Origin of the sequence: Paenibacillus sp. p3-SID867 (assembly GCF_025142895.1) — a bacterium.
Classification (GTDB): Bacteria; Bacillota; Bacilli; order Paenibacillales; family Paenibacillaceae; genus Paenibacillus_AQ.
This window is the reverse complement of sequence record NZ_JAMBDM010000037.1, coordinates 17,673-31,766: the sequence shown is the minus strand read 5'-3', so window position 1 is coordinate 31,766 and position 14,094 is coordinate 17,673. Positions and strand designations below refer to the sequence as shown.

13 protein-coding genes are annotated in these 14,094 nt (G+C 50.6%); all 13 read left to right on the top strand.

The window, feature by feature from the left end; translation table 11 throughout:
- Window positions 1-1,004: stage II sporulation protein D (gene spoIID / locus M4D81_RS33660; protein WP_260069558.1), on the top strand; the 1,004-nt coding region annotated here is incomplete at its 5' end.
- Window positions 1,005-1,208: 204 nt separating this feature from the next.
- The gene (locus M4D81_RS33655; protein ID WP_071218877.1) at window positions 1,209-1,949 is read left to right on the top strand and encodes a M23 family metallopeptidase; all 741 of its coding nucleotides are present in this window, start codon (window positions 1,209-1,211) and stop codon (window positions 1,947-1,949) included.
- 264 nt (window positions 1,950-2,213) lie between these two features.
- On the top strand, window positions 2,214-2,498 hold the full coding sequence (spoIIID, locus tag M4D81_RS33650) for a sporulation transcriptional regulator SpoIIID (protein WP_009594246.1): 285 nt from the start codon (window positions 2,214-2,216) through the stop codon (window positions 2,496-2,498).
- A 195-nt stretch (window positions 2,499-2,693) separates the two neighbouring features.
- On the top strand, window positions 2,694-3,692 hold the full coding sequence (mreB, locus tag M4D81_RS33645) for a rod shape-determining protein (RefSeq protein ID WP_063479709.1): 999 nt from the start codon (window positions 2,694-2,696) through the stop codon (window positions 3,690-3,692).
- Between the two features lie 174 nt (window positions 3,693-3,866).
- A complete protein-coding gene (locus M4D81_RS33640) occupies window positions 3,867-4,748 on the top strand; it encodes a flagellar hook-basal body protein (RefSeq protein WP_260069557.1) in 882 nt (293 codons plus the stop codon).
- 67 nt (window positions 4,749-4,815) lie between these two features.
- Window positions 4,816-5,640, top strand: a complete 825-nt coding sequence (locus M4D81_RS33635; protein WP_260069556.1) for a flagellar hook-basal body protein — start codon at window positions 4,816-4,818, stop codon at window positions 5,638-5,640.
- Window positions 5,641-5,649: 9 nt separating this feature from the next.
- A complete protein-coding gene (locus M4D81_RS33630; protein ID WP_009594210.1) occupies window positions 5,650-5,850 on the top strand; it encodes a DNA-directed RNA polymerase subunit beta in 201 nt (66 codons plus the stop codon).
- Window positions 5,851-6,353: 503 nt separating this feature from the next.
- Window positions 6,354-6,785 (top strand): 3-hydroxyacyl-ACP dehydratase FabZ, encoded by a 432-nt coding sequence (gene fabZ, locus M4D81_RS33625; protein ID WP_007133270.1) that lies wholly within the window; start codon window positions 6,354-6,356, stop codon window positions 6,783-6,785.
- Between the two features lie 45 nt (window positions 6,786-6,830).
- Complete coding sequence (locus tag M4D81_RS33620; RefSeq protein ID WP_260069555.1) at window positions 6,831-8,549, top strand: phospho-sugar mutase; 1,719 nt, start codon at window positions 6,831-6,833, stop codon at window positions 8,547-8,549.
- Between the two features lie 119 nt (window positions 8,550-8,668).
- Window positions 8,669-10,687, top strand: a complete 2,019-nt coding sequence (locus M4D81_RS33615) for a DUF5693 family protein (protein ID WP_071219820.1) — start codon at window positions 8,669-8,671, stop codon at window positions 10,685-10,687.
- A complete protein-coding gene (gene csaB, locus M4D81_RS33610) occupies window positions 10,663-11,907 on the top strand; it encodes a polysaccharide pyruvyl transferase CsaB (protein ID WP_260069554.1) in 1,245 nt (414 codons plus the stop codon). The genes M4D81_RS33615 and csaB overlap by 25 nt, the downstream gene beginning before the upstream one ends.
- A 5-nt stretch (window positions 11,908-11,912) precedes the next feature.
- Window positions 11,913-12,671, top strand: coding sequence for a WecB/TagA/CpsF family glycosyltransferase (locus tag M4D81_RS33605; RefSeq protein ID WP_071219818.1), 759 nt, complete (start codon window positions 11,913-11,915; stop codon window positions 12,669-12,671).
- A 113-nt stretch (window positions 12,672-12,784) separates the two neighbouring features.
- A complete protein-coding gene (locus tag M4D81_RS33600; protein WP_071219817.1) occupies window positions 12,785-13,909 on the top strand; it encodes a glycosyltransferase family 4 protein in 1,125 nt (374 codons plus the stop codon).
- The last annotated feature ends 185 nt before the right edge of the window (window positions 13,910-14,094 follow it).

Here is a 14,094-nt window from a genome sequence, read left to right as displayed (position 1 = left end):
TTGCCCCCGGCAACAACGCACCAGAGCCGCTTCCGCCGGGGCCTGGCCCGCTGCCTTCCGCCGAGCCGCAGGCGGCGGAAGAGCCCACGGTATCCGTCTACGTAACCAAGACGGATACCGTGGAGGAACTGCCGCTGGAACAATATCTCGTCGGCGTCCTGGCCGCCGAGATGCCGGCCGAGTTCCAGTTGGAGGCACTCAAGGCCCAGGCCATCGCGGCACGGACCTATATCGTGCAGCGGCTGGCGTCCGGCGACCGCAGCGGCGTGCCGGACGGCAAGGCCGTGGTGACCGATACGGTCAGCCACCAGGCTTACATCGCCCAAGACGAATTGACGAAGGAATGGCAGCGGCTCGGGAAGGAAGCCGAGCTGGCGAAGCTCCAGCGAGCGGTAAAGGAAACGGCAGGAGTGGTGATGACATATGAGGGTCAGCCGATTACCGCTTCTTTTTTCTCCACCAGTAACGGTTATACCGAAAATTCAGAGGATTATTGGAAGAACGAGATTCCCTACCTGCGCAGTGTGGAGAGTCCATGGGATAAACAGATTTCACCGAAGTACAAGACAACGATCACGATGCCCCGCTCGGAATTCATAGGAAAGCTTGGTCTGGCGGATGGAGCCGTACCGGTATCGGCAGGCGGGGATGGGGGAGCTTCTTTTTTGAAAGTACTCTCATATACGCAAGGTCATCGAATTGAGAGCGTACGGGTCGGCGGCAAGAAGTTCACCGGTCGCGAGGTGAGAGAGAAGCTGGGGCTTCGTTCGAGCCAATTCACCCTTCATATGAAAGACAGCGAGATTGAGATAACGACCTACGGCAACGGTCACGGCGTGGGCATGAGCCAGTACGGAGCAGAGGGCATGGCCCGCGAAGGATATGAAGCGAAAGAGATTCTGGCACACTACTATACGAATATTTCTTTTGACAAAACTTCAAATCTTCTCTCTTTAAGTGGAAATTCAAAAGGTCGGATTTTCAGCACCGAGAAGGTTGAATGAAGCTAGGGCCTGAGGAGCGGAGCGTACTTTTTGGGTACGTGAGCACTGGAAGGCCCGGCTGAATTCAAGATTCGATGCCGAACTACTTCTTGATTCACTTCGTGATCAAAAGACGACTTTTTGAACAACCTCTCAAAAAAATAATAGTTAGATAACGTATAAAAGAGTTGCCCCCGGTAACAATGGTTACTGAGGTGATTGCAAATGAATGAACAGAACAAAAATAGTAAACCCCACGAAGAAACTCCTAAAACTGTGCAAGGAGATTCGGCGGTACCGTCATCTTCGTGGAAGAAAGCATTATCCAAACGGTGGGTGTTCCCGGCAGCATACTTAGCAGCAGCGGCAATTATACTAACCCTCGTGTGGGTCTACCAGGACGCCAGCCAAAAGACGCTGAACCCACAAGAGGAAGCAACAACCGTATCGGAATCCGTACAAGGTTCAGAGAAACCTGCTGCAACGGAAGGCAATGACGGAGAAGCTGTAGAAGTGACGGCCAATGCGCAATCGATGATCTGGCCGGTAGCCGATGACGTGGCAGTCAGCATCGTCAAGCCTTACTTTGACGAGACGAACCCGGATTCGCATCAAGAGGCGATGGTACAGTATAATGACACCTTTACGCCGAATATGGGAATCGACCTGGCTGCTGCGGATGACACGATGTTTGAAGTTCGTGCCGCACTGACAGGTAAAGTGACCCGGGTCGAGAATCATCCGGTTAACGGCAACGTTGTGGAAATTACGTCAGGTGACACGAAAACCGTGTACCAAAGCTTGAACGAAGTGAAAGTGAAGGAAGGCGCTGAAGTGAAGCAGGGCGATTCCATCGCGACTGCCGGGCGCAGTGAGCTTGAGAAGGATCTCGGCAACCATGTGCACTTCGAAGTGTACGAGGGCGGGAAACTGGTCAACCCTGTGAGCGTGCTTCCGCAAAAATAATTTCATTTCTTTGTAGCCATGCGCCCACCGCGCACATGAAGAGGGCAGGATCTTGTGATCCTGTCTTTTTTTTTGTTGCGGTTTCGGACGGCAAGTCCAACCCTTGCTGGGCCTTGTTTCTTGGACTTTTTAGACTTGTCCGTCACAGGCATGTCCAGAAAATAAATGGGTCCAAGTAAGCTTGTCACCCCTTGAAACCGAGAATATCCCGTCATGCCCCTCATATAATGTACCAAACTATCCACACAGTAGGGAGGCGGGAGCGTGCACGATTACATCAAAGAGCGGACCATTAAGATCGGACGCTGTATCGTGGAAACGAGGCATACGGTTCGAACTATAGCCAAAGAATTTGGCGTGTCGAAGAGCACGGTGCATAAGGACTTAACCGAACGTCTGCCGGAGATCAACCCGGACCTGGCGGATCAGGTGAAGCACATTCTCGAATACCACAAATCCATCCGCCATCTGAGAGGCGGAGAAGCTACCAAGATCAAGTACAAAAAAACCGGCAGCAACCGCGAACCGGTGGCCACGGCGAAATCCTGATTTTTAGGGCTTAGGTCACTAGATTGACGTTGAATCCCTCCCCTAAAGTATGATATGTTAAAAGCTGGTATAGGATCGAAATATGGGACCTGTTTTGCCGAAGATCATCATCGATTGCTAGATTATGTCGAAGGATGGTTCGGTACAGCGAACAGACTCTTTTACCATAAAATAACACTTTGGGGGCTTTTCATGATGTTGAGCAAGGATATTGGAATCGATCTCGGAACGGCGAACGTGCTCATACACGTAAAGGGGAAGGGGGTAGTGTTAGACGAACCTTCCGTTGTCACTATTGAGACCGACACCAAACGAGTCCTTGCCGTCGGTGAGGAAGCACGGCGCATGGTCGGGCGCACTCCCGGCAACATTACGGCGATCCGCCCGCTGAGGGACGGGGTCATCGCCGACTTCGAAATTACGGAAGCGATGCTGAAGTACTTTATTGATCGCGTGGGCGCGCGCAGTTGGCACAGCCGGCCCCGAATCCTCATCTGTGCACCGACCAACATTACTTCGGTAGAGCAGAAGGCGATCCGGGAAGCGGCTGAGCGCAGCGGCGCAAGGGATGTGTTCCTTGAAGAAGAACCGAAGGCAGCGGCAATTGGCGCAGGAATGGATATTTTCCAGCCGAGCGGTAACATGGTTGTGGACATCGGGGGCGGCACCACGGATGTGGCCGTCCTGTCCATGGGCGATGTCGTCACCGCTTCTTCGATTAAAATGGCGGGGGACAAGTTCGACGAGGCGATCACGAAGTATGTGAAGCATAAATATAAATTGCTGATCGGGGAACGGACGGCAGAAGATTTGAAGGTAGCAATCGGAACGGTTCGTCCAGGCGGTAGACAAGCTGAGATGGATATTCGCGGACGCGATATGGTATCGGGGCTGCCGTTTACTGTAACGGTGTCTTCGGCAGAGGTGCAGGAAGCACTGTGGGATCCGGTGTCATCGATCGTACTCGCAGCCAAATCTGTTTTGGAGCGGACCCCGCCGGAGCTGTCAGCGGACATTATCGATCGCGGCGTCATATTGACCGGCGGTGGCGCACTGCTTCATGGTTTGGACGAGCTGTTAACGGACGAGCTGCGGGTGCCGGTGCTTGTTGCGGAGGATCCGATGCATTGTGTGGTTAAGGGAACGGGAATTATGCTGGATAATTTGGACAAGGTCGTAAAGAAAAAGTTCTAACCTTCCGATATAGATAATAGAAACGTGATATTGGATTATCAATCTGTATCCATACGATGCAGCTACATAGGTTTGCAATTTATACAATGGTCATGCTGAACTGCAGCGATTGGAAATACAATCCGTCAGCGCAGCGGCCATTCACGCATCTATTTTGGAAGGGAAGTGCCTTGATTGTTAAGAGGTCTATATACAGCCGCTTCAGGGATGATGACTCAGGAGCAGCGACATAATACGGTGACGCAGAACATCGCTAACGTCAACACGACAGGCTACAAGGCAACCAACAGCGTACAGCGTTCGTTCCCTGAAGTTCTTGTCTCCATGATCGGCGGCAATGATTCGACGAATGCAGGGCGGAAGCTCGGTAAGTTCAACACGGGTGTTTACGCTGAGGAGAGCATATCGCTTTATACTGAAGGCGCGCTCCGTGAAACGGGCAAGTCGACAGACTTTGCGCTGGTATCCTCTTTTACAGTACAGAATCCGGCAACGGGCCAACCTTATCCCTTTGATGCTTCCGGCAGATACGTGGATGAGAACGGCGAGGTGATCTACCGGCCGGAAGGTTTTTTTACGGTTCAGAATGAGAATGGGGATATCCGTTACACCCGTAATGGCAGCTTCCGGGTTAGCCCGAATGGGAGCCTCTTGAGCGAGAGCGGCTATCAGGTATTGGATAACAATAACAGACCGATTGTATTGACAGGCTCGGCGAGTAACTTTACAGTGAATGAGCAAGGAGAAATCATGGACGCAGAAGGCAATGGGACAGGCATCATTCTCGGAGTCAACATCGTGAGCGAGCCTCATGGGCTGATTCGTGAAGGTCATGGCGTGTTCCGTATGGCCGATCCGGACGGGGAAGTGCGTTTTATGGCACCCGGTGATAACGGAGTCATCCGCCAGGGATTCATCGAGGGGTCCAACGTGGATCCGACGCAATCGATGGTTGAATTGACAGCTGCTCTGCGCGCGTATGAAACAAACCAAAAAATCGTTCAGTATTACGACAGAACGCTGGAGAAGGCGGTCAATGAGATCGGCCGAGTCTAAGCTGTGTTTGTAAGTAGGCAGGCAGTACAACTGCTGTATGAAAATGTGAGCCCACGGGAGGTAAGTGATGAACAACTCGATGATTAGCGCCATGGTGTCGATGAATGCCCTCCAGCAGCGATTGGATGTCATTGCGGACAATATAGCAAACGTCAATACGGCTGGTTATAAGAAAAAGGAGGGATCCTTTGAAGATGTGCTGACGCAGGTTCAGCGGCATCACAAGGATTTCGACCGGACGGGCCGCGCGACACCGCTTGGCTATACACTCGGGTATGGCATGAGACTATCTTCCGTCGTGCAGAACATGGAGCAGGGGGCCATGAAGGAAACCGGTAATCCGCTCGATCTGATGATTGATGGACAAGCCATGTTTGCCGTTCAGGGAGATGGCGCAATTGGATATACCCGCGAAGGCGGATTTCATGTATCTCCGGATGCCCGGAACCCAAACAACCTGCTGCTGGTCAATTCACAAGGCTATCCAGTGCTTGACGTGAACAATAATCCAATCTCGCTTCCGGCCAAGGGGAAAGTTGCCATTAACGAAAAAGGGCAGATTATCGTGGAGACCCCAACGGGTCGAACGGCTCCTTATGCAACCTTGAAGCTGGTTGAGCTTGAGCGTCCGGAGGGCTTGGTCGCTGTCGGCGATAACCTGTTTGTCGTAGGAAACGGCTTGACGGAAGGCGATGTGTTCGATTTAACACCGTCGGCTCCGGGCGAGCCTCCGAAATCGAAGGTGCTTTCCGGGTTTATTGAACAATCGAATGTCAATTTGACCGATGAAATGACCAAAATGATGGAAGTTCAGCGGGCCTACCAGCTGACGGCACGTGCGCTTAGTTCAAGCGATACCATGATGAACCTTGCCAACACAATGCGAGGGTAGGTGGGCATCATGAGTGAATCAAATGCCAAAAAACGATCCAAGACATCCGGATGGAAAATCGCTGTCCGCATCATGATTCCTGTATTGCTCGTATTGGCATTATTCGGAGGCATGGTCTTCGGATATGTTGTCCTCGGCGATCAGGAGCTCAGTGAAGTGTTTGAATGGGGCACATGGAAGCATGTTTTTGATTTGATTTTTGCACCGTGACGAGAGGTCAAGGTGAATACAATGTCTTGAGATAAGATGCCAAACTCCCTTTAAGGGAGTTTTCTTTTTTTGGGGTTAAACGGTATAATGGGATGGGACTTGCGTATTAACTTTGTCATTTCATGACAATGGACGGATGTATGTAAAATAACCCCACAAAGTGGAGCCTATGCTGCGATGCTTATTCCAAATACTTTGCGGGGACCCCAAAAAACTTGTAAAAGGGCCCTCTCCTCGTACACAAGTGTCCGATGGGAGAAAGCCCCTTATCTAAAACCTTCACTTCTGCAGCGGTGAAGGATATCCATCATTTTTTCCGCAGATCCTTCTTTTTATGCACATGATCTGAAATTCGTTAAGAAAACCTCAAGAGAAAGCATGATACAGCCGTAAATAATACCTCCCGCGGCTTGAGAAAGCGGCACAGCGGCAGCAAATGGAACGAACAACCCTTTTCAAACGCTATGCTTGGCGGGTACGTACATAAGGAGGATTTTAATACTATGTTGAACATCAAACAGATTCAAGAAATTATTCCCCATCGCCCCCCGTTTTTGCTGGTCGATAAAATTGTGGAGATTGAGGACGGCAAACGAGCGGTCGGCATCAAGAACGTGACGATCAATGAGCCTTTTTTTGTCGGCCATTTTCCTGAATATGCTGTAATGCCGGGAGTCCTGATTGTAGAAGCATTGGCGCAGGTCGGTGCTGTCGCGATTCTTAATGTGGAGAGCAACCGGGGAAAGCTTGGCTTTTTGGCGGGCATTGACGGTTTCCGTTTCCGTGGGCAAGTGGTACCGGGTGATACGCTGCGGCTGGAAGTCGAGATCATTCGTTTGAAGGGCATGATCGGTAAAGGGAAAGCAACCGCTACAGTGGATGGACGTGTAGTTGCCGAGGGAGAAATTATGTTTGCTCTCGCGGATAAGGAGTAATTTTCAGACTATTCTTGTTTGGATGAGGAAGGGAGACTTTTTTTCATGTCAGAGATGAGTCAGAGAACAATCGATACGGTGCAACGTTGGTTGAATGATCCTTATGTAGATGAGGAGACGAAACAGGAACTGCGTTTACTCGAGCACGACACCAAAGAGCTGGAGGAACGGTTTTATCGTGATCTGGAATTTGGCACGGGCGGTCTGCGCGGTGTTATCGGTGCAGGCAGCAACCGGATTAATAAATATACGGTAGGCCGCGCAACGCAAGGCTTTGCGCAATATATCCTGGAGACTCACGGCACCGCGGAGGGCAAGCCTTCTGTTGTCATTGCCCATGACTCCCGGCATTTCTCGCCGGAATTTGCGTTAGAGGCTGCTTTGGTTTTGGCCGGAAACGGGATTGTAGCGAAGCTGTATCCTTCCTTGCGATCAACGCCGCAATTGTCATTCAGCGTGCGTCACTTGGGTGCTACCGGAGGGATTGTCATCACGGCAAGCCATAATCCGCCGGAATACAACGGTTATAAGGTGTACAACCGTGAAGGCGGCCAACTGGTACCGGACGAAGCAGAGAGCGTGATTGCCCGGATACAGGAGGTGGATTCCTTCTCTGCAGTCAAGAGGCTGTCTCAAGCTGATGCAGAGGCTCAAGGCCTGCTGGTTTGGCTGGGTGAAGCGGAGGACCAGGCTTTTGCGGATACGGTGGCGAATGTCAGCGTGAACCGGGATCTTATCGAATCCAAGCTGGGCGAGGATATCCATATCGTATTCACGCCGTTACATGGAACAGGGCAAGCGCCCGTAGAGCGCGTGCTTAAGAGCATTGGCTTTAAGCATATTCATGTTGTTCCGGAGCAAGCCGAGCCGGATGCTAACTTCTCCACCGTCAAATCCCCGAATCCGGAGGAGCGGGAAGCTTTTACCCTCGCGATGAAGCTTGGCGAGAAAGTGGGAGCAGACATTTTGATCGGAACAGATCCCGATGCGGATCGTATGGGGGCTGTCGTGAAGAATAGCCAAGGCGAGTACGTGGTGCTGACAGGCAATCAATCCGGTGCGATTATGATCCACTATTTGCTGGGGCAATTGAAGGAAGCGGGTAAGCTGCCTGATAATGGTGCGGTTATCAAGACGATCGTAACGAGTGAGATGGGGGCGGCGATTGCCGAGCATTATGGTGCCACCGTATTTAATACATTGACAGGCTTCAAATACATTGGTGAGAAAATGACCCAGTTCGAGGAGTCCGGCAGCCATACGTATCTGTTTGGTTATGAGGAGAGTTACGGCTATTTGGCTGGCAATTATGCCCGCGACAAGGATGCCGTATTGGCCTCGATGCTGATATGCGAAGCAGCCGCTTATTATAAAGGACAAGGCAAGACGCTGTACGATGTATTGCAGGAGCTGTATGAGCAGTTCGGTTATTTCCTCGAGACACTGGAATCCCGGACGCTCAAGGGCAAGGATGGCGTCGCCCAGATTCAAGCGAAGATGTCGGATTGGCGCGACAATCCACCGGGAGAAGTCGGAGGCGTGCCGGTTAAGCAGGTGCTTGATTATGCCGAAGGCCTGGACGGGTTGCCGAAGGAAAATGTGTTAAAGTATCTGCTTGATGACGGATCTTGGTTCTGCCTGAGACCTTCCGGTACCGAACCGAAGATCAAAGTGTATTTTGCCGTGCGCGGCGAATCTCTCGCCGATGCGAATCGCAAAATTCAATCGCTCTCGGCTCAAGTCATGGCCCGGGTAGACGCTTAAACATAAATACATTGAATGAGAGAAGAGAACGAAGGGAATTTACGATGGTTGCTGCAAGGCCCCTACGAGCTATTGCCCTCCATCGTAAATTTCCATAGGTTCAATGAGGAGGTACTTTCGTGGTTCAGAATTGGAAACGCTGGAACACAGCAGCCCGCAAGTGGCTGTGGATTCTGGTTGTTCTTGGCGTTGCAGCGGCCCTGCCGGTAGGTTATGACCGACTGCAAACAGAATCAACATCAAAGAATGTAGAACTGGTGTTTGATTATCGGGATTTGTTGGATGTCGCGGCGTATCAATCCAAGCCGCAGGATTTTGTATCTGAGCAGCTGGATCGCCTGAAAGAAGCCGGCGTAATCAGTATGGCGCTTTATGAAAGCACGCTGGACGAGCTGGTGAAATCGCGGCGAATATCGGTATATGACGGGCAGCAGGTCGCTGATCTGACAGGTACGACGGTCTCCCCGAATGAGAATTTTACGTATGTTTCATTCCTGAACGAGGAAAGCGCGACTTTAATTAAACCCATTATCGAAGAAACCTACACGAGATTGGGTATTCCGGTAAGATCCTGGCAGTTCGATCGTGGAGTGGATGGGTTGGTGCTGGAAACTCCGCGTTCCAATGCGGTGATTAAGCCGCTGTCTCCAGACCCTATTACCATAAGCATGCTGCGAGAGAAGGGCTTTAATATTGTGCCGCGTCTGTCGGACAGTCTTCCGTATGACCAGGCCTATATGGAGAAGCTGATGGCGTACTTCGCGGACAACGGCGTAAAACGAATTTTGTTTGAAGGTGATTCCGCAAGAGGCTTCAATGATGATGCAGACATGAAAAGCTTGGATTCCTTTGGCGAGCTTTTGAACCAACATGGCATCGGCCTCGTGGCGATTGAGAATATCAAGCGTCCGCAAAAAGGGTTTACGAAACTTGCTTATTTAACAGATTACAACGTAACCCGTATTTATTCCTTAAGCGAGCGGGATGCTAATCTGGAGCCTGAGGTTATTGGAGACCGTTTTGCTTTGGCTTCCAAAGACCGCAACATTCGAATGTTCTATTTAAACGCGGAGCCGAGCCGAGATATGACCAAAGCATCCGTTACTCACCCGCTGGATAATTTGATTGACAGTTTGACTGGTACGGGTCAGGCCATTAAGCAGATCGAGGACAATGGCTTCACCATGGGTCCTGCAGAGCCGTTTAAGGTGACTGACTCTTCCTTGCAGCGTTACTTCAAGCTTGGGGCTGTCGTTGGAGCCGTAGCTCTGATTTCGCTCATGATTTCCTATTACATTCCGTTCCTTACGATTGCCGCTTTCCTGATCGGGCTTTTGGGCAGTGCGGGATTGTATGTTCTGAAGCCGACCTTGCTTGAACAGGCCTTGGCTTTATTTGCGGCGATCAGTGCTCCAACGGTTGCCGTCATTCTGGCGATTCGTAAAGTCAATGAAACGCAGCAGAGCATACCGGACATGAGTTCTGGCAGAAGAGTGACCCATTCGATCGTACTATTGATAAAGACCACGATTTTGTCGCTTGCAGCCGTACCAATCGTTGTTGCGTTATTGAATAATGTGACCTATATGCTCGTTCTGGATCAGTTCCGCGGCGTGAGCTTGCTGGCTGCAGCGCCGATAGGACTCATTGCAATCTACGTGGTTCTGTACCGAGGCGGATCTACTTATAGCTCAATTCTGAAACTGCTTAAAGCACCGATCTCGCTGACATGGGTCATCGCAGCCGGCATTGTGGCTATTGTCGGTTGGTACTATCTCACTCGTACAGGTAATGCAGGCTCTGTGTCGTCGATCGAAATGGCATTCCGTACATTCCTGGAAAATACGTTTGGCGTACGTCCGCGTAATAAGGAGTTCTTGCTTGCCCATCCAATGATGGTACTCGGCGTGTTCCTGTCATTTAAATACCGTCATGCCGTTTATCTGCTCATTATCGGTGTAATGGGGCAGCTGTCGATGGTCGGAACATTCACGCATATTCACACGCCACTCTATATTTCGGCCATTCGCGTTGTACTGGGTCTTGGACTCGGCTTGATTATCGGATTGATCGCGATATTGGTATGGCAAGTGGCAGAAAGGATCTGGAAACGATGGTCTCCACTTCTAAGACAATAGTCATCTCCGGATACTACGGATTCAAAAATAGCGGTGACGAAGCGGTCCTCAAATCCATCTTGACCGCTCTGGAGCAGGAGGGTAAGGCAACGGGGATTGAGATCAATCCCGTTGTACTTTCCATTGACCCGGATTGGACTTCGGCCGCCTATGGGGTAAAATCCGTTCACCGAATGAAGCTGGGAGAAGTTCGACAGGCAATCAAGGACAGTGACGGTTTGATCAGCGGTGGAGGAAGCTTGCTGCAGGATGCCACCAGCCCGAAGACAATCCCGTATTATCTGGGCGTCCTCAAGATCGCGCAGTGGCTTGGTAAACCGACGTTTATTTATGCGCAGGGCGTCGGACCTGTCAACCGTAAGCTGTTTTATCCGATGATTCGCTCGATCTTCCGAAAATGCACCTACATCTCGGTGCGTGACATTCAGTCAGGTGAACTGCTTCAGTCGATGGGAATATCTGCGGAAGCCATTCACGTCGTACCCGATCCGGTGATGGGCATGCCGCTGCCAGAGGGTGAGGATGTTCAGCGTGATTTTAACCCGGGATCGGGGTTAGAAGAGAACGATGTCGCATCAGTTTCTTCTATAGAAGAACATCGTGAATCATTCGAAGAACCTTTAGTGCAGTCCTCATTATCCAATCGCGAAACGGAAGGGGAAGGATCTCTGCCGGTTATCGGTATTTCGGTTCGATATTGGCACCCGGAACGCAAAGAGCTGAAGGCTGTTACGGAAGGTTTAAAAGCATTAGCCGCACAGCGTCCGGTACATCTTCGCTTTCTCCCTTTTCATCAGCCGGATGATCTTGAGGCTTCGCAGTTTATTGCTAGCGGCATTGGCGATATTTCCAAGAATGGTTCGATTATCAGTTTCTATCGTGATGAGAAGCAGCCGCAGGACATGCTGCGAGAGGTCAGCCATTGTGATATGATACTGGGCATGCGTCTGCATAGCCTGATCTATGCCGCGAATCAGTGTGTGCCGTTACTCGGAATTTCCTATGATCCGAAAATCAATCACTTTTTGAAGCGGCTGGGCAGCGAACCTGCGGGAAGCAGTGAATCACTTGACGCAGTTGCGTTAAAGGATCAGATGCTGAAGCTGCTGGACGATGCAGCGGCATGGAAAGCGGAGCACGGCGAGCAGATTACTGTATTGAAACAAGAGGCTGCGCTGCCTGCACGCCACATTGCCCAATATTTACGCCATAGAGGATGATAAACATGAAACAGACCTATCCATTTCCTACCGTATCGGTGTTCGAGATTCCTTTTTCCAAGCTTAGTATGAAAGATACGGTGAAATTCCTGACAGAGGCTGTTCAGTCAAGGCAGCCCCACCATGTCATAACGGCGAATCCGATCATGGTGATGACGGCCGTCAACCAACCGGAATATAAACAGATGATGCAAAGTGCCGAAATCATCGTTCCGGATGGGACGGGGATCGTCTGGGCTGCCAGTGTGGGCGGCGAACCGCTGGAGGGGCGCGTTACCGGCTTTGAGCTGTTACATGAATTGTTGAAGGTCGGGGAAACCTATAGATGGAAGTTCTTTCTGCTGGGAACTACTGCCGAAGTGATTCAGGAAGCTGCCGAAAGGTTACAAATGCAATATCCGGCTGCGATTATATGCGGCTACCGGGACGGTTTTTTTGGACCTGATGAAGATGCTGCCGTCATCGAGCAGATTCGGGCAGCTTCACCGGATATTTTATTTGTCGCCCGTGGTGCGGACAACCAAGAGCCTTGGATTGCGCAGCATAAACAAGCGCTTCAAGTTCCGGTTGTTATGGGAGTCGGGGGATCTTTCGATATTATCTCCGGCAAACTGAAGCGGGCGCCGAAAGTATTCCAAAAGCTTCGTCTCGAATGGTTTTACCGCCTTCTGAAGGAGCCAACCCGTTACAAAAGAATGCTTGCGCTGCCGAAATTCGTAGTGAAAGTGCTGCGCGAGAAAGAAAACGTAACGAAATCGAGCTAAATGGCTCATTTCTGTGGGGGAAATCCGGGATTTCACCGGAAATTGGTATTGGTTTTTGGACCCGAAGGGAGTATAATTCAACCGGTAGACAATATTGGGGGTCGAATGATTACATGTTAATGATATACATCATCGGGTTTATCGTATCGCTGACGCTCGCCCTGCTCTTAACGCCGCTTGTGAAGAAGTTTGCGGTTAAGATTGGTGCCGTTGACGTTCCTAATGCCCGCAAGGTTCATACCCGGATCATGCCCCGACTCGGGGGACTCGGCATCTATCTGGCTTTTATTCTTGGACTGATTGCAGTTCTTCCTTTTCTTCCGGATAGCCTGTCGCCTCGCGATGCCAACTTTATGAAGGCATTTCTAATCGGCGGTTCCATGATCGTATTGATCGGAGCCTTGGATGATCGATTTGAACTTTCGGCCAAAGTGAAGTTTCTGGCTCAAATTGCAGCTGCTTGCGTAGTTGTATTCGGATTTAATATTACCGTGGACTTTGTAAATATACCGTTCCAGGATCGGTACTCCATGCTGGAGAGCTGGGTATCGATTCCACTGACAATCTTCTGGATTGTCGGCGTAACCAACGCGATTAATCTCATTGACGGACTGGATGGACTTGCAGCTGGTGTTTCGGGCATTGCGATCGGCACGATTCTGGTCATGGCCGTCTTGATGGGCAACACCACCGTTGCCTTGCTCTGTCTGCTTCTGCTCGGCAGCATTATCGGGTTCCTGTTCTTCAACTTCCATCCGGCCAAGATTTTCATGGGGGATACGGGCTCGCTATTCCTTGGATTTTGTTTGGCCATGCTGTCCCTGCTTGGATTTAAACAGATTGCGATTGTATCCTTCATTACGCCGCTGATTATTATCGGTGTTCCGTTGTCCGATACGTTTTTCGCTATTATCCGTCGTAAAATCCAGAAGAAACCGATCTTTGCTCCGGACAAGGGACATCTGCATCATTGTCTGCGCGAGCTTGGATTCAGTCACCGTCAGACGGTGTTGATTATTTACGTGATTGCCGCCTTTTTCGGCGTACTGGCCGTCATTCAATCTTCGGCTGCCATGTATGAAGCCAACTGGGTCACCTTCGTCGTGATCTGCGTCATGATGTGTTTCATGCAGATCGGTGCGGAAATTATCGGACTGGTTGGCAAGACCAAACGGCCGATTCTGGGTCTGATCAACCGGATGCGAATGAAGGCAAATCCCGAAAGCCGCACGAAGTAGAACTTATTCTTTTTCATGATGTGTCCGGATTGGACATGCCAGCCTCACCCAAAAAGGGTGAGGCTTTTTTGTGGTTTTTTCTAAATAATTGAATGTTTGGGACCGATATATGAACTATGCGCTAGAACCAATCTGTCAGTGAAAGCGAGGGGACCCAGTGAACGACGCAACACCCAAAACGGACG